Source organism: uncultured Arcticibacterium sp. (genome assembly GCF_964021845.1).
Taxonomy (GTDB): domain Bacteria; phylum Bacteroidota; class Bacteroidia; order Cytophagales; family Spirosomataceae; genus Arcticibacterium.
Window position 1 is genome coordinate 1,057,665 of the sequence record NZ_CAXHZC010000001.1, and the last position, 22,800, is coordinate 1,080,464.

Here is a 22,800-nt window from a genome sequence, read left to right on the forward strand (position 1 = left end):
ATTTAAAGTATTTATAAAAAAGCATTAATGAGAAATTTAGACTACGGAATGATTGGTAATTGTCAAAGTGCCGCTTTGATAAGTAAAAGTGGAAGCATTGACTGGTGTTGTTTACCAAAATTTGACTCCCCTTCCATGTTTGCCAAATTATTAGACAAAAACAAAGGAGGGGCTTTTGAAGTAATAGTAGATTCCTCATACGTTACATCTCAAAAATACATATATAAAACGAATATTTTAGTCACAGAATTTAATAATGGCGAAGATGCATTTGAATTCATAGACTTCATGCCGAGGTACAAAACCGATAAAGACATTTTACAATATCCGGCAGAAATAGTAAGGTATATTAAACTTTTAAAAGGAAAACCTAAGTTTTCGGTCAACTATAACCCAAAACTAGGCTACGCAAAAGAAGACCAAAGCACGCAGGATAAAGGCGAATATATCAAAACAAAAACCACTACTGGAAACTATGATTCCGTTTACCTTTATTCTTCGTTTTCACACAGTGACATATTAGAGGGCAATGAACTTACCTTGGAGGATAATCAATATTTCCTTTTTAGTTATTTCGAAAAACTTCTTCATCAAAATGTTGAACGTCAATACCTTAAAATGCAGCGAACAAGGGTGTATTGGTTAAATTGGGCTGAAAATACTACCACTTATGACCTCTATAACGACGAAATTCTGCGATCAGCATTGACATTAAAAATGCTAACGTATGAGCGTAGTGGTGCCGTTTTGGCTGCTGCCACCACTTCTTTACCCGAAACTATTGGTGAAGTTAGAAACTGGGATTATAGATTCTGCTGGATAAGAGATGCCAGTATGGTTATAAAAGTAGTTTCAGGTCTTGGACATGAGCGAATTGCCAAAAATTTCTTAGAATTTATTGTCAAAATTGTTCCTAAGAAAGACGAGAAAATGCAAATCATGTATGGCATAGATGGCCAGAAAAAATTAACCGAAGAAATTCTGGAGCATCTAGACGGCTATGAAGGTAGTAAACCCGTAAGAATAGGGAACGCCGCATATCATCAAACCCAACATGATATTTATGGTATTTTAATGGATGTTTTATATCAACAGTACCTCAGGTTTCAAAACACCCTTTTTTATAGTGAAGAGCTTTGGACTATTACTAAATCTACCATTGACATTGTTAAAAAGAACTGGAAAAATGCAGATAAAGGCATTTGGGAATTTAGAACTGAAGAAAGGCATTTTACATTCTCAAAATTACTTTGTTGGGTAGCCATAGATAGAGGTGTGAAAATAGCGGAGCTACTTCATAGAACAGACAAGCTAAAGAAATGGAAGGAGTTAAGAGCGGAGATAGAACAAGATATTAAAAAGAATGCTTGGAATGAAGAGAAACAAGCCTATGCCCAATCTTACCATTCTTCAGATTTGGATGCATCTACCCTATTGATGGAAAGTTATGGTTTTATAGATGCTAAAGACCCTCGTTATGTCAGTACGGTATTGGCCACAGAAAAAGAACTTTGCCAAGATGGATTAATGTACCGCTACATAAATAAAGATGATTTTGGTACACCATCTTCTTCTTTTACCATCTGTTCTTTTTGGTTTATAAATAGCCTTTTTAAAATAGGTAAGAAGAAAGAAGCTAAAAGGCTTTTTGATCAAATCCTTACCTATAGCAATCATTTAGGGTTATTTAGCGAAGATATTGACTTTAAAACCAAAAGGCTTTTGGGCAATTTTCCGCAGGCATATTCTCATTTAGCATTAATAGAAACGGCGGTCAATTTCTCAGGCCAAAGTGAAGAAGACCAAGTTATGTCTGCATTAAATCAAGAAACGGAAACGGATGATTCTTTAAACACCATATAGAAATCCCTATTCTATTAAACTAAAAAATCCGCCCTAAGCGGATTTTTTAGTTTAATAGATTTCAAAGCCAAAACTTACTTCTTTGGCTTAATGATTTTCATCCAAGTCAACATCTTTATTACAGGATATGTAGGGTCTAGTTCAAACCACTTCTTTGCAAAATTGATAGACATAGGGTGTTTGTGATGATTATTTTGAAACAACTCTCCCATCATTAAAAAGTCAAAAAGAAGACTATTTTTTGACTCGTCTTTATTATCAAAGTTTTGATAACCGTATTTATGACCACTCCAGTTTACGATAGCACCATGAATAGGCCCCATCAAAAAGTGAATTGGCAAAAGGAAAAAGAAACCCCAATGAACATCAAAATACAGGAAACCAATTACATAAAAAGCAATATATCCGATTCCCCAAAGAGCTCTTGAAAACCAAGACTCTCCAAATTTATCTAAGCTTTTCCACTGCGGAAAATTTCTATCAAAACGGTCTTCAATTTTAATTTTATAGTCAACCAAGCCCGTGTAAAGGTCTTTGGTTTTCCACATCATGGTAAATAGATTTTTGGTGTGATGTGGAGAGTGTGGGTCCTTATCTGTATCCGAAAACGCGTGGTGCATTCTGTGCATTACGGCATATGCACGTGGATTCAAATAAGAAGAACCCTGCGTTATATAAGTGAAAATATAGAAGAATTTCTCCCAAAATTTGTTCATGGTGAACATTTTATGAGCGGAATATCTGTGTAAAAAGAAAGTCTGACTAAAAAGGGACAAATACCAATGTCCAATAAAGAATGAAAGGGCTGCAACCATTAAACGATTTTTAAATAATAATACTATTTCTACTGCAAGAACGCCCGTTTACCTCAAAAGTTCAATGGAAACATTCATAATTAAAGTAAATGGCTAAATATCTTAAAATAATACCAAGAAGGGCATTAAGAAAATACAAAACTTAATAAGTGGTAAAAGCGAAAGAAACGATGTTTGCACCCATTTGAAGGGCAGAAACTCTTACTGATTCAGGATCACCATAAACAGATTGGTCTTCCCAGCCATTTCCTAAATCTGACTCATAAGTAAAGAAACATACCAGCCTACCTTCATGGAACAATCCAAAACCTTGTGGGGCTTTATTATCATGTTCATGTACTTTAGGCAGACCATTAGGAAACTTATATTTCTGGTGATATATAGGATGGCTAAAAGGTATCTCAACAAACTCAGACCCAGGAAAAACTTTCAACATTTCTCTTCTTATGTATTTGCTTAAGCCGTAATTATCATCAACATGAAGAAAACCTCCAGAAATTAGGTATTTACGTAAATTATCCGCCTCTGCATCTGAAAATATCACATTTCCATGCCCAGTCATGTGTACAAAAGGATATTGAAAAATCTCAGAATTGCTGGCATCTACAATATCCTCTTCACTGAAAATATTCATCTTCAAATTGGTATTGCAATAAGAAATAAGATTAGGAAGCGAGGTTTTATTAGAATACCAATCACCGCCGCCACCATACTTCAGTCTTGCTATTTTTAAAGTAGGCGACTGAGCCGAAACTTCAGCAAAGCCTAACATGCAAAACATTACAAATACTATCTTCTTCATTCTTTTCAAATCATATTTAATAAAGTAACAGCCACGAGTCCTGCCGTCTCTGTCCTCAGCCTCGAATGCCCCATGCTTACCATTTTAAAACCAGCGGCCTCTGCCATTTCTATTTCCGGGGGGGCAAAATCTCCCTCAGGTCCTACCATTATACAAACGCTCTCTCCAATAGTTTTAGTAGTAAGGTCCGTTGAATTTTCATTCAAATGAGCCACAAATTTCTGCTCTTTTGTCTCTACTTTCCCTAAATATTCCTTTAAAGTGACTAAATCAGTTAAATGAGGAAGGTATGCTTTCAATGACTGTTTCATGGCAGAAACGGCAATTCGATTTAGTCTATCTAATTTCAAATGCTTGCGTTCGGAGTTTTTGGTCAGAATAAAAGATATTTCAGAGATGCCTATTTCCACAGCTTTCTCTACAAAATACTCCATCCGGTCAATGTTCTTAGTAGGAGCTATCACCACTTTGATACGCCTTTTCGGTCTTTCAAAATCTCTTTGAGTAGCTAAAATATGGAGTTTGGTTTTCTTTTGATTAGCCTCAGTTACTTGACAAGTGAACATGTTTCCTATCCCATCTGTCACCATTATCTCATCACCTACCTTCTTTCTTAAAACCCGTATACAGTGCTTTGAATCTATTTCATCCAAAACAGTATCGTCTTCAAAATTAGCTTTGTAAAAAAGTTGCATTTACTCCCCTGCTATATCCTGCTTAAAACTATAGCGGTCTTTGTCAAGTTCAAAAGTACCTGCATTAAATTCTTTTATAAAGTCTTCTATAACCTCAGGGAAAATTTCTTCCACATTGATAGCCACCTCTAGTCCAATTCCAAATTCGAAGTCTTTGTCAATATTCAAAAACTCACTTACCTTCATTTCTTCATCATCTTCCATTTCCATGATGAATTCCTCAATAAGCTCATCAGCCTTAGGATTAATTACGTAATCATCTCCACGCTGCTCTATTGGTACAAAATCTTTATGAATGGCTCCTACTCTTTTTTCAGCCTCGTCTAGAATCATGCTGTTATAATGAAGCTCTAAAGTAAAAATGGCGGCGTCATAAATCACCTCTTTTCCATCTTCGGTTTTACCAATAAACTGAAACTGAAAGTATTCGCCGCTATCAGAAAGTTCTTGCTCATCTAAAACCAAAACATAGTTTTGGCCTTCTTCTTCACACTCTTTTTTTAATTGGGCTATTTCGCCTGCATCATATCCTGGATTCATCAACCTATAAGTTTATTTCTATATTTGCTCAAAGATCACAATTTACTCTTGAATGAAAGAAAGAATACAGTTTTTGTTTATATATTTTGGATTTTGGGTAGCGTTTTTTCTTACAGCCAGACTCATTTTCCTAGGTTATCATATTAATGAAACCAAACTATTAACTTTAGAAACGCTCTTTGGAATCTTCTGGAATGGTATCCGAATGGATATGTCCATGGCGGGCTATTTTAGTATTTTCCCGTTCTTTTGGGTTGCATTCTCTAATTGGATTAAGAAAAGCATCTTCGAAAGAGGACTTTATGGATATACTCTAATTTTGGTTTTTGTAGTAACACTGATCATCGTTATTGACCTAGAAGTATATAATGTATGGGATTATAGGCTAGATGCTACGCCTTTACAGTATTTAAGCACGCCTAATGAGGCCTGGGCTTCGGTAAAATCATCTCCCGTAGTAAGGTTATTCTTAAGCTACATATTATTAATAATAGTAGCTAGCTTCTTTGTCTACAGAATCATTGGTAAGAAAATTAACACCTGGAAAAGTATTAAAAAATGGCCTTTTATGCCCATTGCTATTTTTATGGCATTCGCCCTGATTATTCCTATCAGAGGTGGTTTTGGCATAGCTCCGATGAATCAGAGTACCGTTTATTTTTCTGAAAATAATTTTGCAAATATATCGGCTGTAAACGCCTCTTGGAACTTTCTCAGTTCCATTGTCAATAAACGAAACTTGAAAGTAAACCCATACACTTATCTACCTAAAGAAGAGATATCGCAAGCCATGGAGCAGCTATATCCAGCGAATGGGCCTTTTGAGCAACTCATTAATCCAAAATTAAAGAAGCCAAATGTACTATTAATCATTTGGGAAAGTTTTACCGAAAAAGTGGTGGATGAAGCAAGGGAAGGCCAAGAAATAACACCTAATTTCAATAGACTAAAAAAAGAAGGTGTCTATTTTTCAAATGTATACGCTTCTGGAGATAGAACAGACAAAGGCATAGTAGCGGTGTTAAGTGGCTATCCGGCACAGCCAACCAAATCCATTATCAAGGAGCCCAAGAAAACCGCAAGACTACCTATTCTTACAAAAGATTTCCAGAAAGAAGGCTATAGAACCGCCTTCTATTATGGTGGAGAAACGGAGTTTGCTAACATGAAAAGCTACCTGTATACCGGTGATTTTGAGAAAATTGTAGATTTAAATGATTTTCCAGAAGACCTATATGTCACGAAATGGGGTGTACATGATAATGTGATATTTGATAAATACCTTAAAGACCACAGTTACCCTAAAAAGGACCCGTTTTTTGAAACGCTGCTTACACTAAGCAGTCATGAGCCATTTGATGTTCCTTTAGATTCTGCATTATTTGTAGGTGATGATGAAGAAAGTTTATACCTAAACTCTCTCTATTATACTGATCAGGAATTTGGACGATTCATAGATTCTGCCAAAACACAATCATGGTGGAATGAAACTGTAGTTATAGTCATAGGCGACCATGGACATCGATTGCCAATGACAGCTAAAAAATCTGACAATTTTAGAACACCAATGCTCTGGACGGGTGGTGCCATTTTAAAACCAAAAAATATTGATGAAATCACATCCCAAATAGACCTACCTAAACTTCTGTTGGACAATTTAAATCTACCATCAAATTATTATGTCTGGAGTAAAAATGTGCTTTTAAAGCAGAATAAACCTCAATGGGCCTACTTTAGTTTTTCCGACGGATTTGGATTTATGCAAAAAGAAAAAGAAATCCTATTTGATAATATAGGACGGAAAATCATCTCTAAAGAGGGTGATATTAATGATAACGATAGGAGAAACGCCAAAGCTATGCAACAAAAAACCTTTCAAGACTATATAGACAAATAGGTCATTTAGAACATACCTATACTTTATTGTATTATTTTAATTTTTTAGAATATTAAACTACAAAAAAACAGTTTTGGATATATAATCTATCGACTATTCATATATATTTGTTCTAATATTTTATGATTCATATCATTTACAACAATTAATCACAATCATGGCAAAAATTAAATTAGAGTACATTTGGCTAGACGGTTACTTCCCTACTCAAAACTTAAGAAGTAAAACTAAAGTAGAAGAACACGAAAATTTTAAAGGCACCTTAGAAGAAATAGGAAACTGGTCTTTTGATGGTTCTTCAACGCGTCAAGCTGAAGGTGGCTCATCTGACTGTTTATTGGTTCCTGTTGCAATTTATCCAGATCCAGACCGCATTAACGGATATTTGGTAATGACAGAGGTTATGAATGCTGATGGAACACCTCACGTGTCTAACGGTAGATCAACAATTGATGATGATGATAATGATTTCTGGTTCGGATTTGAGCAAGAGTATTTCATCATGGATACTGCTACTCAGCTTCCTTTAGGTTTCCCTATTGGAGGATATCCTGCTCCTCAAGGAATGTACTACTGTTCTGTAGGTGGTAAAAACACGCACGGAAGAGATTTAGTAGAAAGACATGCTGATCTTTGTATTGAAGCTGGTCTTAACTTTGAAGGTATTAACCAAGAAGTGGCTAGTGGACAATGGGAATTTCAATTGTTTGCAAAAGGTGCTAAACTAGCAGGTGACGAACTTTGGATAGCGAGATATCTCCTAGACAGATTAACTGAGCAATATGGCTACTATATTGAGTATCACCCAAAACCATTAGGAAAAGATATGGACTGGAATGGTTCAGGTATGCATGCTAACTTCTCTAACACTATCCTAAGAACTTGTGGTGATAAAGATGTTTATGCAGCTATCTGTGAAGCTTTCAGACCAGTTGTAAAAGAGCATATTGCAGTTTACGGTGAGTTTAACGACCAACGTTTAACTGGACTTCACGAAACTGCAGCCATCACAGATTTCTCTTGGGGAATTTCTGATAGAGGAGCATCTATTCGTATCCCTCTAATTGCAGTTGAAAAAGGATGGAAAGGTTGGTTAGAAGATAGAAGACCTGCTTCTAACGGAGATCCTTACAAGATTGCTGGTAGAATTATCAAAACGGTAAAAAGTGCTAAGGTTTAATTAGCTCAAACAGATATACAAAACCTCTCAGACTAGTTCTGAGAGGTTTTTTTGTTTGTAGGAAACCAAAAGCGTAAAAATTAACTTCTTACCTTTGTGAAAGAAATGAAGAAAGTAGCATTTTATACATTAGGCTGTAAGTTAAATTACTCTGAGACCTCTACTATCGGTAGAATGTTTGAGGATAAAGGCTACGCCAAAGTTGACTTCTCAGAGAAGCCAGATATATTTATTATCAATACTTGTTCTGTTACAGACAATGCCGATAAGAAATGTAGGAAAATAGTGCGTGAGGCTAACGCCATTAACCCTGATGGTTATGTCGCGATAATTGGATGCTATGCACAACTGAAACCAATAGAGATTTCTGAAATACCTGGTGTAGATGCTGTTTTGGGTGCTGCCGAGAAATTTAGGCTGCTAGATCTTCTTGGAGATTTTGTAAAGGAACCTTCCGATTCAAATGCAATAGCCGCTGGCAAAGTTTTCGCCTCCGAAATTGATGAGCACGACCTAGATTACCATACCTCCTATTCTTTAAATGACCGTACCCGTACTTTTTTAAAAGTGCAAGACGGTTGTGACTACCCTTGCACCTACTGTACCATACCACTAGCACGAGGAAAGAGCCGTTCTGACACCGTAGCTAACATAGTAAAGGCAGCTGAGGAGATTGCCGCTAATGAAGTCAAGGAGATTGTTTTAACCGGCGTGAATATTGGTGACTTTGGTCTAAGAAATGGCCTTAGAGAAGAGACCTTTTTAGATTTAATAAAAGCCTTGGATAATGTAGAAGGCATTGAACGTTTCCGTATATCTAGTATTGAGCCAAACCTACTTAGTAACGAGGCCATAGAATTTGTAGCCAAATCTAAACGATTTGTCCCTCATTTTCACATTCCGCTTCAATCTGGTAGCCCTGAAGTTTTAAGGCTCATGAAACGACGCTATAAGAAAGAGCTATACATAGACCGAGTTAAAGAAATAAAGTCTCTAATGCCAGACTGCTGTATTGGTGTGGATGTGATAGTAGGTCATCCTGGTGAAACAGAAGAAAAGTTCTTAGAAACATATAATTATTTAAACGAGTTAGACGTGAGTTACTTGCACGTTTTCTCTTACTCGGAAAGGGCAAATACGGAGGCCGTTGATATTCACCCTAAGGTAAGCAAGAAGGATAAGTCAAAACGCTCTAAAATGCTCCATATACTTTCAGAGAAGAAGAAAAGAGCTTTTTATGAAAGTCAAATAGGCAAGCCTAAGTCTGTTCTATTTGAAGATGACGTTGAAGAAGGTCAAATGCACGGCTGGACAGAGAACTATGTAAGAGTTACGGCCAAATATGACCCAATGCTAATTAATGAAACCAAAGAAGTTACCTTAACTGGTTTTAGTGATAAAGGCTATGTAGAAGTATCTGAGAATGAATTGGTTTTTGAGAAGCATTAATTGCCTCACATAATCCTTATCTATTCTTTTAATCTATTCTATCTGAATAAGTTACAAAAACTAAAGACTTGCCGTCAGTACTCCAAGCATATTTTTCAAAACTTCCTTTCCCGCCAAAAATATATGCTACTGTTTTAGGGGCACCTCCATCTGTGGGCATTACTTTAATAGATGCTTTTTGATAAGACCCTAATTTACTTGGATTTGACATGTTTGACATGGCTAAGTAAGCTAAGTATTTACCATCCGGAGACAAATACGGATTCCAAGCATGCTCTAAGTCGTGGGTCATTTGCATTTCTTCATCTCCTTTTTTCCGCCAAATTTGATTGGTGCTGTTTGTCCCCCTACTATAATATGTATAAACGCCATCTGATTGTTTCATATCAGCTGGTGTAGCTGTTCTTATTTCATTAATCTTTCCTCCATCCACAGGAATATTGAATGATTTACCACCTTTCTGGAAAATCACATGGTTATTTCCAGCAAATGCTGCGGATGTAACATATTCATTCGTTTCAAGAAGAACCTTACGCTCACCCGTAGTCACATTCAGCCTCTCCACCCTACTACCATAGCTTACGCCATCATGAGAAATTGTTTTAATCAGTCTGTTTGGATGCCAGTCTGGCTCTATTGGTGTTGAGATTCTTACATTCCAAACTTTAACTTCTTGAATATCATCTGGGTCATGAGCTAAAGAATAGAGCCCCAAAAGGAGTTCTTTGTTTAATTCTGGAAAATAAGCCGAGCCTACTTCTTCTAAAGGTTCACCAGGATGTGCCATACGCATGGTCAAATAATCGCCCTTTCTCTCAAACTGAATAATGCTCTCTCCAAAATACTGCTTCGGAAAAAAGACTTCTTCTTCTGGGTCTCTCATATAGGCTCCACGCATAAGTCGCCATTGCATCACTACTAATCCATCACCATGAATACAAGTATTTACACTTTTAGCATCATGGTCTGTATTTTCTCTCAGCATCCAACCCGTTTTTCGGTGATCATTTCCATCTTCATTTCCTACCAATTCAAAATTGGCGGTAGCTATAAAATCTCCTTCTACCTCTTTAAAAAGAAAATGAAATTCGTCATGGTTAAACCAGATATTACTTCCGCCTCCTTTTAAAGTATATACTTGTGAAGCTGCATCATAGGAAGAAGAGCCTTTCATTTTCGGCTGTCCTACATCCGTTGCTGTTTCAAACTGACCAGTTTGAGCAATTGAAACTATTGGAAAAAGAAGCGTTAAAGCTATTTGATAGATTTTTATATTCATTCTAGGGTTTATTTATGAATATCAAGCTAAGCCTTTTAAATGAGACTACAATTTATAGATAGACCAAGCCTTAAAAAGAGCCTCTTAAGTCTAAAGAATATATTCTTTAAAAGAATAAAATTGGAAAGTAAGCCAATGAAACAAAAAAGTACTTAGGAAACGAGCAAATTCTCAATAGCCATTTAATAAGAAACTACTCACCAAGGGCGAGTAGTTTGCTTTCGGAGTACAACAAAACCACAATAAATTGTGTTTTTGACACACTATCCTCATTTACCTAATTTTATTTTATACAATTTACATTAACCAGTATTTTATATCGTGTGACTCTTTTGTTAAATAATATTACAAATATAAGTACAGCATGGGCTTACTTAAAAAAAACGACTTACTTATGCTACTAAAGAGTAAATTATCATCATTTATTAATACTTTACTACCTAATAATTAAATTAATTCAAAATCACATAAAAAGATTTATATTTGGTTTTTAGGCAAAAATACAGAATTTAGGTAAACATGAACAGGTTATTTTCCAAACGATACCGCTTAAAAAAGAACAAAAAAAAACCTCACCAAAATGGTGAGGTTTCAAATCTTATTAAATCTAATGCTTAAACTTCTGCATGTAACCACGCTTTCTTAGCATATAGTGTTTCTTCATCTTCTACTCTATCTGGATCTGGCACACAGCAATCCACTGGGCATACCGCAGCACACTGAGGTTCCTCATGGAATCCCATACACTCAGTACACTTATCTGAAACTATATAGTAAAATTCGTCTGAAACTGGCTCTTGATCATCTTTGGCATCTATTACGGTGCCATCACCAAAATCTACTTCTTCCAAAGCAGTTCCACCAGCCCAAGTCCATTCTATTCCTCCTTCATAAATTGCAGTATTAGGGCATTCAGGCTCGCAAGCTCCACAGTTTATGCATTCGTCTGTTATAATAATTGCCATAGCAGTTCTGTTGTTATTTCAAATAAAGAACAAATATAAGACTACAAAGTTTCAAGAGCTTAGTAATTTTACAGCGATTATAAAAAAAGGCATTACTGCATATAAAAAATGACATTAGAGAATAGAATAGTACTATTTTCCAAATTGGGTGAATTCCTAAACGCGGAGAGTTCTAAAGAAGATTTAAAATATTGGGCGTCTCTCTGCAAGGGCGAGAACGGATGGTTTACGGAAGACAACGTCCTGCTTGCATTGAAAAACATTGGTCAGGAATTTTTACAAAAGGAAGCTTTAGTAGCCTTTTGTAAACCCATTAAAAATGAAAAACAAAATCCTAAAAAAATTGGAGTCATAGCCGCAGGAAATATCCCATTGGTAGGCTTTCATGATTTGCTCTGCATTCTACTTACTGGGAACATTGCTTTGGTAAAGTTAAGTAGTTCTGATAGTGTTCTAATGCAGAAAATCATTTCAAAACTAATTGAGATTGACCCTGAAATTAGTTCACAAATAGAAATAGCCGACAGGCTGAATGCTGCGGATGCATTTATTGCTACCGGAAGTGATAATTCATCACGATATTTTGAATACTATTTTGGCAAGAAACCAAACATAATCAGAAAAAACAGGAGCTCTGTAGCTGTTTTGACTGGAACAGAAACCCGCGAAGAACTTCGTAATTTAGGTTATGACATTTTTCAGTTTTTTGGCTTAGGCTGCAGAAACGTCTCTAAATTATTTGTGCCGAAAGGCTATAAATTCGACACTTTTTTTGAATCTATTGAATATTGGAACACCATACATATTCATCATAAATACAGTAATAATTATGATTATAATAAATCTATTTACTTAGTAAACAGAAATCATCATTACGATAATGGTTTTCTTTTGGTAACCCAAAGCGAGAATATGGTTAGTCCAATAAGTGTGGTTTTTTACGAGGAATATGAGGATGAGAATGCTTTAGAAGCAAAGTTACACGCTCATCAAGAGAAAATTCAGTGCATTGTCGGCAAAAACTATACTCCATTTGGGAAAAGTCAATCTCCGGTTTTGGATGAATTTGCCGACAATGTTAACACCATCGATTTTTTAAATAATCTTTAAATCGGATTGAAAATTATATCTCTATAGTCTTTCATAGCTAATTTAATAACCTCTTTGGCCTCGTCTACACCATAATCGTGAGCTATTTCACAGTGTTTAGGCTCGTCAGGGAGGTTTTTATATGTTAAAAAGTAATGCTTAAGACGCTCTACTACATCTTTTGGCATATCTTGTAAATCTTGATATTCTCCATAAATATGGTCCCCTACTAATACAGCAATAATCTTATCATCAGCCTCTCCTTTATCTACTAAACAAAGGCCACCAATAGGTCTTGCCTGAAGTAAAATATCGCCATGAGGAATATGGTGAGAAGAAAGTACACAAATGTCAAGCGGGTCGCCGTCTCCTTCTTTAACATTCTCAGCTCCATTCTTTCTTGCAAAATCAGCCACTCTATCGCCACAATAAGTTCTAGGTATAAAACCATACAAAGAAGGTACAATGTTAGAGTACTTTTGCGGTCTGTCAATAGACAAGTAACCGGTTTCTTTGTCTATCTCATACTTGATAGTATCAGACGGTACAATCTCAATAAATGTGGTAACAATATTAGGAGCATCTTCGCCTATGGAAATTCCATGCCAAGGATGGGCTTTATATACAGGTTTCATTTTTTTCATGATGTTATGGCTGCAAAGATAATTAAATACCTTAGTCAAATCTCAAAATTTGGGAATTAGCAATTGAGATTCTCCTTCATGAAAACTATAACACCCTAGCATTCAAATGGCTAAGCAAAGGCTTTTTTTATTAGTCCATTTGATTAATCCAGTCTTTAATTAACTGTAAAGACTCTTGGTGAACTGTTTTTCTGCCTAACTCAGGCATCATTACACCTGGGTCGGTAGCCGCCAAACGACGAACCAATATAGACTCATCGGCCTTTCCTGGGGTAATGTCAGCCACTAAATCGCCGGAGGCTCTTCCAGTAGCCACAGGAGCTTTTAAAATACCAAGACTAGTAGCATCTGTATTATGAATGCTAAGGTTAAGACCCGAGGTATTTGCAGGACCGTCTGGTCTATGACAGTGAGCACAGTTTATGTCTAACCAAGCTCGTGCTCTAGCATCTAAAGGGGCATCATTGTCTTGCCAATTTGCTATCTCAGGGAAAGCGTGATTTTCAGGAACATGGTCTAAAATACCCTTATCAATAAGCATATCTAGTTGGTTTTCTTTTTGATAAGTTTTCAATGCATTTGAACTTAAGTAGGCAGGAATATCTAATTCCGAATTTAACTGTCTAGCACTAGGGCCAATAGGCATTAAAACTTCATCTCTATTATGGCAGCCCTTGCATTGATTTAGATTAGGCACACCGTAAAGATGCTTTTTCTTTTTGCCATTAATGTCTACATATTTTACTTCAAAGGTTTCTCCTGCTACCTCTAAATAGGCTTCTGTTTGGTCTTCATTCCATACATACGGCAGTGCACGCCATCCTTTTTCATTTCTTATCAAAAGCCTAGTTTCTAAAAGTCTTCGCCCCTTTTTAGGTTTGGTAAAATCTTTAGGGTAATAAAATGTTTTGATGAGTGTGGTTCCTTCCGGAAAGTCTAAAACCTCCGTAGCGTTATAGTTGATTTTTGCCCCTTTTGGTAATACTACAAAACGCAATTTCTCCGCATAGTCTGTAAATAATGCTGTTTTTAAAGAATACGGGTGAACTTCATCTGTAGGACTTAAATCGCTTAATTCACCCTCAAAAAAGCCATAATCTGAAAGTTTCATTTTCTCTTTAATAGGCACCTTTTGGCTGCCAGAGAAAACAAATACCAGTATAAATAAAAAACTAAAAGGGTGAATATTCATCTGTTTTGATTCAATTTATAACACAGCACACAAGATTAAAACTATCTAGGAAAGGTGCAAAATAAAATCATTTTAAAAGTGAACATCTTTAAATAAAATAGCGTATTTGCCCTAAACTACGATAAAAGACTTACCCATGAAAACTTTGCTTCAAACCCCAACGGGGAACAAATTACTGAGTCACGAATTTTACAGTAAATTAGATTTTAAGACAATTCCCGATAAGAGTTTAGACTTGCTCTCTGATGGCAAAATAATCATTGAAATAAACCCTGATAATTTCGCTAGAGCCGGTCTCAAAATCTTTAAACCTAGCTGGTCTAAAGAGGTTAAGCTTTTACGAAACGAATTTAAAGTGCACGAGATTGAAAATGGTTACATGCTTGGGAGCCCTTCCGGAATGTGGATTTATTTAATAGAAAAACGCTCAGAACAGCCAGAAATGGGTCATATATCACCTTCTCTACTTGGAAAAAATGCCGGCATAAGCTTAGAAAGTCCAGACTTACTTAGGTCAGAAGAGCTATTTAGAATTATTGGTTTTAAGAAAACGTATGAAGGTGAAAACAATAGTTGGATAAGTCTTTCAAATGATAATGATTTCAAAATCAGTATCATGAAGCCATTCAGCTGCCCACATTTATTTTTTAACCCTTCAGTGACTTTTTTTAATGGAAAGCAAAACACCGAGATAATTAATAAAATAAGACGTCTTCATATTCCAATTACCGAAGAAATAACCGTTTTCAATGATTCAGGAAAAGTAGATAATATAATTATTAAAGATCCTGGAGGTTTAGGTTTCTTTATTTTTAACGACTGACCTATTTTAAAATTCCGGTTTCGGCTCCATCAAAACTTTTGGTATTTTTTTCTTGCCAATAATCCTTAATTCCATCTCGCCCTTTATTTTCTGCCCATTTATCCAGCACATTTCTATCTTCCTTAAAGTCCATAAAAGGTACCGAAAACCCACAAGAAGTTTGGACGGTTTCTATATCTATTTCATAAACTTGTCTAGCTCCATTATTAGGCGGAAATAAACCATTTAGTTCTTCCCATTCAGCATCTCTTTCGTGATAGGCTTTAGCTGTGCCGTAACAGCGAAGTATCATTGGTTTCCCTTCAAAAGCACACCACATTAGCGTAATTCTATTTACTTTCTTAATGTGTGCCGCAGTTTCATTTCCGCTACCAGTTAGGTTTCTCCACACTATTTTATTGGGGCCTATCACCCTCAATGCATCACCTCCTTTGGGTGATACATTTACTTTTCCATCCTGCATGGCAGTACCCACAAAAAAGATGTGCTGAGCTTCTATAAATTTCTTAAGGTCTTCAGATATTTCTGGATGAATCTTTGCCATGATTATTTTTATGTGAGGAAACAAATTTAGCTGATGCAAGCCGACAAACCAATTAGCTTTTGCTAAAAGCTAACTTAGCACCAAGTCCAATAAATAAACCTCCGGTTACCTTATCTAACCAAAATTTAATTTTTGGATTTTGTCTGAATTTCTCTGAAAGTTTAGCTGCAAAAATGGCCACGCCTATGCACCAAATGGAGCCCGTAAAAAGAAAAGTAAAGCCGAGAATGAGAAAAGGAATGGCATTTTCGGCATAAGCTGGATTTATAAATTGGGGCAGAAAAGCAAGAAAAAACAAAGCAACCTTAGGGTTCAATAAATCAGTAAGTACACCAGACCAAAACACCTTACGCAGGCTTTCTGATTTTGGATTTGAACTTAGACTGTCCAACTTTGACTTTTTTGAAAACAATAGTTTTAAACCCAAAAATAAAAGATACGCTGCTCCTATGTATTTCACTATGGAAAATGCAAGGGCCGATTTTGCCAATAATATGGACAAGCCAAATGCCGCCATTATACAGTGAATTAAAGCTCCACCGAGTATTCCTAAAGCTGAAAAAATACCAGACTTCTTCCCTTGAGAGATACTTCTGCCTAGTATAAACATAGTGTCTGCTCCTGGGGCAACATTAACCAATATTCCACTTAAGACAAATGCTCCAAAGTTTATTATTCCAAACATACTTTCTACTTTTTAAACCGTTGAAATAAGTCAATGAAAATTGGAGCAGCAAATCAACTTTGCCATTCCTTGAAAATGTTCAAACAATGCTTTATATACTCTATTAAGTTCGTTTAGAGCCCACCCAAAACGCGATACCAGCCAAAACAAAATAAGCCAACAAAGCTGAGATGGCAACAGAAACGAGATTGTCATCTTGTGGCAAAACATAGAAGTTGAGAAAATTAACAAGTAAAAGAAAACCAACAAAACCTATGGCCAAGTACTTCCCTATCTTAGCTTTTTCTGAAGTTTTTTTGAGATAGTAAATTAAACTCGCAATTAGGAGTAGAGCTTCTAAAGCAAAGGTCAATCCTTTGTTTTGCCATAAGCCAAATCCAAATTTTGGTTCACCATTAATAAGTGGCAAATCTGGTGTATGTACCAAAAGGTCTGCAAACCAATGCGACAAAACCCCAAGGGCCATCACCATAGCAATACTTCTTTTGTTGGTCTTGTTTTTAGCAAAAAAGAAAAAGTAAAGGGCGTAAAACAAGACTGACCAAAATAAAGAACCCAACAAACCATGCGTATAAGGCATATAAGCTAGGTCAAAGTTATTGACAGCGGTAAAGTTCTCTACTAAATTTAAACGTTCTATCCCAAGAAGAGTTAGCGGAAAAAACAAGATATCTACAAACTGAGTAGCTATAAAAAGCATCCCTAACGAAGCCTCGTTCACTTTTCCTTTCAAAGCAAAGGCAGCGGCATAATGACCTACAAACATGGTAATTCTTTTCGTTATATTTTAATGACTATAATAATTACAATATAGGCCTAAATGTTTATTAAGCCACTAATCGCTTCTCATTAAAAAGCCTTAGTTCAAAATCGGCTAAACTCACTTCTCCTTTTAGCTTTTTACCTAAGTCTATTATGCCCATGTAAGCTTCTTTATCATCAATTTCGGTCCAAGCCATTACTTTTTCTGCTGGTATTCCCATGGTTTTTTGAATTGACCTATCAATAGGGAAATGTGGCGGTTCTTTAATTTCCCCTAAACACCATACGTATTTCAGGTATAGATTTAGAAATTTTTGAGCAATACCAAAAGGCGGTACGTTTTCATTCAAAACACTCGACTCCTTGAAGAATGAAGCCAATTGTTCGATATTCTCTAGATGTTTTTCGGAAGAGACCTCTTTCCTATAATGTTCATGTTCCAAAGCCAAGACATAACTTTTCAACTGACTTTCAAAAAAGTCAATATCTGCGGTGAGCAGTGCATCGTTATAAATTTTCACTCGCTGGTAAACACCAGCAATGGTCAAAGACCAAATTTCGCTTTTAATGAATGTGTTTTCCATGATTAAAATGACATTTTCGTAATATCCAACGATTAAAAATATCGAAGAAAATGCATTGCAACAACTATTCTATCAAATAATTAATATCTGTAAAATATAATATCACTTAAACACAGGGCAGCAGAATTATTCCTTCTACTAAATAAAAAAAGGGTTTCAAATCTTTTACAAAAAGATAGAAACCCTCCTAAAAATAATATTACTTCCTAGCTTTTTAATTTACTTAGTCCCCATCCGACACCAAAAATTAACAGCGTTCCAAAAACTACCACCCAATTTGAATGAATTAATGGTGCTATTCCAAAAAACGGTGTAAGACTAGTAAAGAGTATAAACACAATACCTACGCTAACCGCAATCAATGCAGATTTTGGCGTGATATTCTTTATTAAAAGTCCTAATAAGAACAAACCTAAAATGCCACCACTAAAAATAGATGCCAATGCCCACCAAGTATCTAAAGCACTGGTTACGCCATTAAAGGCCAAAGCCACCACTATACTTAGTAAACCCATCACCAAAGATGAAAGCCTTAAAAAACCTATAGATGCTTTTTCGGAAACCTCGGTTTTGCTAAACTTTCTATAATAATCAGAAAGTAAAACTGTGGCAGAACTATTAATACTGGTACTTACCGTACTCATCCCTGCTGAAAATATAGCAGCTATTAATAAACCTGTCAAACCTGCAGGAAGTTGGTTTACTATAAAATGTGGAAACACTTTATCTGCCGCCATTCCTGTAGGTAAAAGTTCAGGAAAGGATTGATAATACACCCAAAGAGCCGTTCCTATCATAAAAAACATGATAGAAACTGGTACATACAGTAGGCTGCCCATCCATACAGACTTTGCAGCCTCCTTATCATTTTTAGCTCCTAAATATCGTTGTATATAACTCTGGTCTGCTCCAAAATTCTGTAGGTTAATGAAGAAACCATATATCAATATTAGCCAGAAAGATGATTCTGTTAAACTTATACCCAAGTCCCCGAGACTAAACTTTTTCTGTTCGGAAGCAAGCTCCACAAATCCACCAAAACCACCAGGAATATCGATTATCAAAGTAACCAAACAAATAATAGCACCTGCTATAAGCACTATTCCCTGAATTGCATCTGTCCACACTACCGCTTCTATTCCTCCTAAAGTGGCATAAATCATCACCAGAATTCCTGTAAATATGATAATTGTCGGAATACTCCAGCCCATTAACGTATGCATTGGCAACGCTAAAAGGTATAAAATAGCACCCATTCTGGCCAACTGTGTCAATAAATAACAAGCTGACGCATAAATTCTAGCCCATGCTCCAAATCGCTCTTCCATGAAGAAATAAGCAGATTCACTGTCTAATTTTCTATAAAGCGGCACAAATAGCTTGACAGCTATAAAAGCCGCTAAAGGAATACTCAAACTGAATACTAATCCATTCCAATCTTTCAAAAAAGCATTGCCTGGTAAGGCTAAAAAACTAATACTACTTACATAGGTGGCAAAAACCGACATGCCCAAAGTCCAAGTAGGTAACCTACCCTCTCCTGTGGTAAATCCTTTTGAACTTCTTTTTTTCCTATAAAAAGAAAGACCAAAAGCCAGCACCATGAGTAAGTAAACACCAAAAATTATAAGGTCAATCGAGTTTGTTTTCATGTCCAATCATTTAAAACTATTCTCAATCGTTCCATATCGGCACTTCCTAAAGCCTTCAAAGGAGGAGCAAGTGTAGGTTCACAAAATCCTTTAATGGACATTGCCGCCTTCAAACCTTGTAAATAGTTGTTAGGGTTATCTGTCAAATTATACACGGCTGCACTAAAAGCTCTAACCTTAGTTTGCAATTCATCCACTTGGGCTAAATCACCTTTTTCAAAAGCATTAAAAAGCTCCACATAAAACTTTGGGAAGAGGTTTGAACCACCGTTTACTCCGCCTTTAGCTCCTAACTTTAAAGCTTCTGCAAGTTCCTCTTCGGGTCCTACATATAAACTAAAACCTGGTTCTTCCACTAATTTGCTAACTGTTCCAAAATAACCCATATCGCCAGAGCTATCTTTAAGACCAATTATATTTGGGTGCTTTGCCAAAACATTGACCGTTTCAGGTGCAATATTAATCTTTGTTTTCCCTGGCATATTGTACAGGTAAAGAGGCAAATTAACGTTATCAGCTATTTGTGTAAAATAACTACTAATCTCATCTTGACTTAATGAAAAGTAAAAAGGTAAAGTAGCCACCACCGCATCTGCATTACACTTTTCTGCCATTTCGGCCAGCTTTAAAGTGTCTTCTACACATGAAGCTGTAATACTTATTAAAACAGCTACTCTGCCATTAACCTGCTCACAAACCTTCTTTATGACGTCCAATTGGAAGTTTAAACTGAAACTGGCAAACTCCCCAGTGGTTCCTAAAGGAAATATAGAGCTAACGCCACCAGCTATGGCATGATTTATAATCTTAGCTAAAGCTCCATCATCTAACGTAAAATCAGGTCTTAAAGGCGTAATAAGAGGCGTAATAATGCCTGAGAGTTCTAAATTCGTTTTTTCTGGCATTATATTAATCTAATAATTTAGGGTCAACTACAGCGTATCTTACTTTCTCACGATTATAGGTATACGTAAGATGTACCATTCCGTCCGCCGACTGAATAATAGCAGGATAAGAAAACTCTCCTTTCTGTGTTTCTAAAGTCAAAACCGGTTTCCAGTTTTTTCCATCTGTAGATGTGGCCAGCTGCAAAGGTGAACGGGGCCCTCCCCATTTTCCTGGGTCGTTTACTGTTGGGTTATAAATCAAAAGTTGACGTCCATCTTTCAATGTAACGGCATCTGTTCCAGAATTTGGATTTGGAACGTTTGTAATTTCTATGTCAGACCATGTTTTTCCATTGTCGGTAGACCATAAGTTCATTAATCTGCTTTCTTTACTTCTGCATATCATTTGCAGGCGTCCATCAGGATACGTTAAAATACTTGGCTGAATAGCATTGGTTTTCACACCATCATTTAATGGGCCAGAAATAGTCCAAGTTTTACCCCAGTCGCTGGTCTCCTCTAAATATACTTGCCAATGGTCTACATCGTCAATTTCAACTTCTTTACTGGTAGGACACAATAAACGACCATCAGAAAGAAGTATTGGTTTGTTTTTAATAGGTCCAAAAATATCTTCTGGTAACCTTCTGGCGTCAGACCATGTCAGGCCGCCATCATTGCTCTCAATCATTTCGCCCCACCAAGTTCTAGGTGTAGGACCCACTTTGAAAAACAACAATAATGGACCATTAGGCACTTGATAAAGCACAGGATTCCAGGTAGGATACCTTTTAGAACTATGCTGAATTCCGTTTGCTACAGAAACTGGAGCTGTCCATTTATTATTTACTAAACGACTAAAGTATATTTCTACATCTTTATGTCTTTCGTGAGTTCCTCCAAACCACGCTGCCACCATGCCGTAGGGTGTCTCTTCTAATGTAGATGCATGGCAACTAGGAAATGGTGCTTCCTGATAAATAAACTCTGATTTTTGGAGTGCCGACTTTTGGGCCTGGCCACTTACTGAGGCACAAAAAAGTAGTACTAAAGCAATTAATTTAGTCTTCATCTTATTTTTTTTGGATTGAATAGAATCGCAAAGTATGGTTAAGGATTAAATAGACTGTCCTATACTTACCAATGTCTTTTATTTTTACTTACAAGTATGCACGGCGGCATCTCTTGTGATATTTTTGAAATCATTTTCGGCATCTAGGTTTGCAAAGCTCTGATTCTTATTGTCTTTAATACACAAAACCATGGCGTTATTATCTATGTCTTTTATGCCATCCCACTGAATATGCGGCACATCTTTCCCGAATTTAATTACCAACCTAAACATTTTACCAAACCTGCCCTTTGAGGTAGTTTTGGTAGCTTTTCTTTCATAAATATTATTGTGAATATAAATATTGGTGGGGTAAGGATAGTATTCTTTATCATTGATAGGGTTTTCTGTCAAGTAATAACTAATCACCCCTGTTCCCATAGTTTGGTTGTTTATAATTCTATTGTCATAAACTTCTACATCAGATGTAGCCAGTATTAGCACACCCGTGCCGGGAGGAACCTTCCCTACTATATTTCCCTTCGGGGCAAAATTCTTATAGTTATTGTCGTGAATATAATTGTTATAAACTTTGACTTGCCCTCCTTTCTTTTGAACCAAGTCTGGTAAATCAAATACTAATACGCCACCAGTATTACCGTAGGCTTCATTATCAAAAACTTCAGAATTAATAGAATTTTCAATTTCAATTCCCGCCACGTTGTTTATTGCTTTTGAATTCTTAACAATAATATTTTTAGATTGACCTACATAAATACCGGCATCAGATGCTCCAATAGCCACACAGCCGTCAATCATTACGCCGTCGCACATGACTGGATACAGGCCATAAGCTCCATTGCTAGATTTAGGTTTTCCATCCCAGCTAGTCTCTACGTTTTTAAAAGTAATGTTTTTGACATTCATGGCTTTGATGTCATCGCCTTTGGCATTTTTGACCGTTAGGTTTTCAATTCGCACATTTTCCATGTTTGAAATGCGTAAACCTTCAGCTCCGTCAGTTTGATTAGCAAAATCAAGAATGGTTTTGTCCATTCCCTTTCCTACAATTTTAATATCCTTTTTGCCTTCAATAGACAAAGTAGAAGTTATCATAAAATGCCCAGCTTCCACCTCTATCACATCACCATCTTCTGCCATGATTAGCTCCGTTTGTAATGCTTTTTGAAAGTTTTTTTGCCCATAAACACTAAGGCAAAATAAAGAAACGAGAAAGGTCAAATACTTTTTAACTATCATGAGGGTTAAGGTTAGTTTGTTAATTTAAAAGTATCAAATTTCTAGACCTAAAACTAGAAGTAGCTTTAAGCTTTTTAAAGAAAAACATTGATTACTAAAATCATATTTTGAAACTTTGAAGCTGCTGAAAATAATTTGTAAA

General features: G+C 36.2%; 22 protein-coding genes. 6 read left to right on the top strand and 16 right to left on the bottom strand.

Annotation, left to right across the window (positions count from 1 at the left end; all coding sequences use genetic code 11):
* Positions 1-27: 27 nt before the first annotated feature.
* Positions 28-1,863, top strand: a complete 1,836-nt coding sequence (locus AADJ06_RS04430) for a glycoside hydrolase family 15 protein (RefSeq protein WP_341225194.1) — start codon at positions 28-30, stop codon at positions 1,861-1,863.
* 74 nt (positions 1,864-1,937) lie between these two features.
* On the opposite strand, the gene AADJ06_RS04435 is transcribed toward AADJ06_RS04430, so the two are convergent.
* The 4 genes from AADJ06_RS04435 to AADJ06_RS04450 form a co-directional block, all read right to left on the bottom strand.
* Positions 1,938-2,678 (bottom strand): acyl-CoA desaturase, encoded by a 741-nt coding sequence (locus AADJ06_RS04435; RefSeq protein ID WP_341225195.1) that lies wholly within the window; start codon positions 2,676-2,678, stop codon positions 1,938-1,940.
* Positions 2,679-2,820: 142 nt separating this feature from the next.
* The gene (locus AADJ06_RS04440) at positions 2,821-3,480 is read right to left on the bottom strand and encodes a DUF4159 domain-containing protein (protein ID WP_341225196.1); all 660 of its coding nucleotides are present in this window, start codon (positions 3,478-3,480) and stop codon (positions 2,821-2,823) included.
* Positions 3,481-3,485: 5 nt separating this feature from the next.
* A complete protein-coding gene (locus tag AADJ06_RS04445; RefSeq protein ID WP_341225197.1) occupies positions 3,486-4,175 on the bottom strand; it encodes a 16S rRNA (uracil(1498)-N(3))-methyltransferase in 690 nt (229 codons plus the stop codon).
* Positions 4,176-4,715, bottom strand: coding sequence for a hypothetical protein (locus tag AADJ06_RS04450; RefSeq protein ID WP_341225198.1), 540 nt, complete (start codon positions 4,713-4,715; stop codon positions 4,176-4,178).
* 52 nt (positions 4,716-4,767) lie between these two features.
* Between AADJ06_RS04450 and AADJ06_RS04455 the strand changes: the two genes are divergently transcribed.
* The 3 genes from AADJ06_RS04455 to mtaB all read left to right on the top strand — a co-directional run bounded on the left by AADJ06_RS04455 (position 4,768) and on the right by mtaB (position 9,241).
* On the top strand, positions 4,768-6,612 hold the full coding sequence (locus AADJ06_RS04455; RefSeq protein WP_341225199.1) for a sulfatase-like hydrolase/transferase: 1,845 nt from the start codon (positions 4,768-4,770) through the stop codon (positions 6,610-6,612).
* Between the two features lie 157 nt (positions 6,613-6,769).
* The gene (locus AADJ06_RS04460; RefSeq protein WP_341225200.1) at positions 6,770-7,792 is read left to right on the top strand and encodes a glutamine synthetase beta-grasp domain-containing protein; all 1,023 of its coding nucleotides are present in this window, start codon (positions 6,770-6,772) and stop codon (positions 7,790-7,792) included.
* A 105-nt stretch (positions 7,793-7,897) separates the two neighbouring features.
* On the top strand, positions 7,898-9,241 hold the full coding sequence (gene mtaB, locus AADJ06_RS04465) for a tRNA (N(6)-L-threonylcarbamoyladenosine(37)-C(2))-methylthiotransferase MtaB (RefSeq protein WP_341225201.1): 1,344 nt from the start codon (positions 7,898-7,900) through the stop codon (positions 9,239-9,241).
* A gap of 28 nt (positions 9,242-9,269) precedes the next feature.
* On the opposite strand, the gene AADJ06_RS04470 is transcribed toward mtaB, so the two are convergent.
* Positions 9,270-10,520 (bottom strand): hypothetical protein, encoded by a 1,251-nt coding sequence (locus tag AADJ06_RS04470; protein WP_341225202.1) that lies wholly within the window; start codon positions 10,518-10,520, stop codon positions 9,270-9,272.
* A 614-nt stretch (positions 10,521-11,134) separates the two neighbouring features.
* A complete protein-coding gene (locus AADJ06_RS04475) occupies positions 11,135-11,485 on the bottom strand; it encodes a 4Fe-4S dicluster domain-containing protein (protein ID WP_341225203.1) in 351 nt (116 codons plus the stop codon).
* A 108-nt stretch (positions 11,486-11,593) separates the two neighbouring features.
* On the opposite strand from AADJ06_RS04475, the gene AADJ06_RS04480 reads away from it, so the two are divergent.
* Positions 11,594-12,595: an acyl-CoA reductase gene (locus AADJ06_RS04480; protein WP_341225204.1), complete on the top strand. Its 1,002-nt coding sequence runs from the start codon at positions 11,594-11,596 to the stop codon at positions 12,593-12,595.
* Here the strand turns inward: AADJ06_RS04480 and AADJ06_RS04485 are convergent.
* Positions 12,592-13,209: an inorganic pyrophosphatase gene (locus AADJ06_RS04485; protein WP_341225205.1), complete on the bottom strand. Its 618-nt coding sequence runs from the start codon at positions 13,207-13,209 to the stop codon at positions 12,592-12,594. The two genes, AADJ06_RS04480 and AADJ06_RS04485, sit on opposite strands and share 4 nt — an antisense overlap.
* A 139-nt stretch (positions 13,210-13,348) precedes the next feature.
* Positions 13,349-14,329, bottom strand: coding sequence for an SO2930 family diheme c-type cytochrome (locus AADJ06_RS04490; protein WP_341225206.1), 981 nt, complete (start codon positions 14,327-14,329; stop codon positions 13,349-13,351).
* Positions 14,330-14,546: 217 nt separating this feature from the next.
* Between AADJ06_RS04490 and AADJ06_RS04495 the strand changes: the two genes are divergently transcribed.
* Entirely contained in the window at positions 14,547-15,233 is a 687-nt protein-coding gene (locus AADJ06_RS04495; protein ID WP_341225207.1) for a hypothetical protein, read from the top strand.
* A 1-nt stretch (position 15,234) separates the two neighbouring features.
* On the opposite strand, the gene AADJ06_RS04500 is transcribed toward AADJ06_RS04495, so the two are convergent.
* The 8 genes from AADJ06_RS04500 to AADJ06_RS04535 all read right to left on the bottom strand — a co-directional run bounded on the left by AADJ06_RS04500 (position 15,235) and on the right by AADJ06_RS04535 (position 22,658).
* A complete protein-coding gene (locus AADJ06_RS04500; protein WP_341225208.1) occupies positions 15,235-15,777 on the bottom strand; it encodes a pyridoxamine 5'-phosphate oxidase family protein in 543 nt (180 codons plus the stop codon).
* A 52-nt stretch (positions 15,778-15,829) separates the two neighbouring features.
* Positions 15,830-16,462, bottom strand: a complete 633-nt coding sequence (locus tag AADJ06_RS04505; protein ID WP_341225209.1) for a LysE family translocator — start codon at positions 16,460-16,462, stop codon at positions 15,830-15,832.
* A 103-nt stretch (positions 16,463-16,565) separates the two neighbouring features.
* Entirely contained in the window at positions 16,566-17,228 is a 663-nt protein-coding gene (locus AADJ06_RS04510) for a hypothetical protein (RefSeq protein ID WP_341225210.1), read from the bottom strand.
* A 61-nt stretch (positions 17,229-17,289) separates the two neighbouring features.
* Entirely contained in the window at positions 17,290-17,808 is a 519-nt protein-coding gene (locus AADJ06_RS04515) for a hypothetical protein (protein ID WP_341225211.1), read from the bottom strand.
* Between the two features lie 206 nt (positions 17,809-18,014).
* Positions 18,015-19,460: a sodium:solute symporter gene (locus tag AADJ06_RS04520; RefSeq protein ID WP_341225212.1), complete on the bottom strand. Its 1,446-nt coding sequence runs from the start codon at positions 19,458-19,460 to the stop codon at positions 18,015-18,017.
* Positions 19,457-20,365, bottom strand: a complete 909-nt coding sequence (locus AADJ06_RS04525) for a dihydrodipicolinate synthase family protein (protein WP_341225213.1) — start codon at positions 20,363-20,365, stop codon at positions 19,457-19,459. The genes AADJ06_RS04520 and AADJ06_RS04525 overlap by 4 nt, the downstream gene beginning before the upstream one ends.
* A gap of 4 nt (positions 20,366-20,369) precedes the next feature.
* On the bottom strand, positions 20,370-21,419 hold the full coding sequence (locus AADJ06_RS04530; protein ID WP_341225214.1) for a sialidase family protein: 1,050 nt from the start codon (positions 21,417-21,419) through the stop codon (positions 20,370-20,372).
* An 84-nt stretch (positions 21,420-21,503) separates the two neighbouring features.
* Entirely contained in the window at positions 21,504-22,658 is a 1,155-nt protein-coding gene (locus tag AADJ06_RS04535; RefSeq protein WP_341225215.1) for a parallel beta-helix domain-containing protein, read from the bottom strand.
* Between the last annotated feature and the right edge of the window lie 142 nt (positions 22,659-22,800).

Bases quoted from the DNA above. Each gene is read 5' to 3' on its own strand.
- AADJ06_RS04505 (WP_341225209.1), bottom strand. From the start codon at position 16,462: ATGTTTGGAATAATAAACTTTGGAGCATTTGTCTTAAGTGGAATATTG.
- AADJ06_RS04450 (WP_341225198.1), bottom strand. From the start codon at position 4,715: ATGAATCCAGGATATGATGCAGGCGAAATAGCCCAATTAAAAAAAGAG.
- AADJ06_RS04495 (WP_341225207.1), top strand. From the start codon at position 14,547: ATGAAAACTTTGCTTCAAACCCCAACGGGGAACAAATTACTGAGTCAC.
- AADJ06_RS04490 (WP_341225206.1), bottom strand. From the start codon at position 14,329: ATGAAACTTTCAGATTATGGCTTTTTTGAGGGTGAATTAAGCGATTTA.
- AADJ06_RS04525 (WP_341225213.1), bottom strand. From the start codon at position 20,365: ATGCCAGAAAAAACGAATTTAGAACTCTCAGGCATTATTACGCCTCTT.
- mtaB (WP_341225201.1), top strand. From the start codon at position 7,898: ATGAAGAAAGTAGCATTTTATACATTAGGCTGTAAGTTAAATTACTCT.
- AADJ06_RS04480 (WP_341225204.1), top strand. From the start codon at position 11,594: ATGACATTAGAGAATAGAATAGTACTATTTTCCAAATTGGGTGAATTC.
- AADJ06_RS04520 (WP_341225212.1), bottom strand. From the start codon at position 19,460: ATGAAAACAAACTCGATTGACCTTATAATTTTTGGTGTTTACTTACTC.
- AADJ06_RS04535 (WP_341225215.1), bottom strand. From the start codon at position 22,658: ATGATAGTTAAAAAGTATTTGACCTTTCTCGTTTCTTTATTTTGCCTT.
- AADJ06_RS04485 (WP_341225205.1), bottom strand. From the start codon at position 13,209: ATGAAACCTGTATATAAAGCCCATCCTTGGCATGGAATTTCCATAGGC.
- AADJ06_RS04440 (WP_341225196.1), bottom strand. From the start codon at position 3,480: ATGAAGAAGATAGTATTTGTAATGTTTTGCATGTTAGGCTTTGCTGAA.
- AADJ06_RS04470 (WP_341225202.1), bottom strand. From the start codon at position 10,520: ATGAATATAAAAATCTATCAAATAGCTTTAACGCTTCTTTTTCCAATA.
- AADJ06_RS04430 (WP_341225194.1), top strand. From the start codon at position 28: ATGAGAAATTTAGACTACGGAATGATTGGTAATTGTCAAAGTGCCGCT.
- AADJ06_RS04475 (WP_341225203.1), bottom strand. From the start codon at position 11,485: ATGGCAATTATTATAACAGACGAATGCATAAACTGTGGAGCTTGCGAG.
- AADJ06_RS04445 (WP_341225197.1), bottom strand. From the start codon at position 4,175: ATGCAACTTTTTTACAAAGCTAATTTTGAAGACGATACTGTTTTGGAT.
- AADJ06_RS04530 (WP_341225214.1), bottom strand. From the start codon at position 21,419: ATGAAGACTAAATTAATTGCTTTAGTACTACTTTTTTGTGCCTCAGTA.
- AADJ06_RS04500 (WP_341225208.1), bottom strand. From the start codon at position 15,777: ATGGCAAAGATTCATCCAGAAATATCTGAAGACCTTAAGAAATTTATA.
- AADJ06_RS04515 (WP_341225211.1), bottom strand. From the start codon at position 17,808: ATGGAAAACACATTCATTAAAAGCGAAATTTGGTCTTTGACCATTGCT.
- AADJ06_RS04510 (WP_341225210.1), bottom strand. From the start codon at position 17,228: ATGTTTGTAGGTCATTATGCCGCTGCCTTTGCTTTGAAAGGAAAAGTG.
- AADJ06_RS04435 (WP_341225195.1), bottom strand. From the start codon at position 2,678: ATGGTTGCAGCCCTTTCATTCTTTATTGGACATTGGTATTTGTCCCTT.
- AADJ06_RS04460 (WP_341225200.1), top strand. From the start codon at position 6,770: ATGGCAAAAATTAAATTAGAGTACATTTGGCTAGACGGTTACTTCCCT.
- AADJ06_RS04455 (WP_341225199.1), top strand. From the start codon at position 4,768: ATGAAAGAAAGAATACAGTTTTTGTTTATATATTTTGGATTTTGGGTA.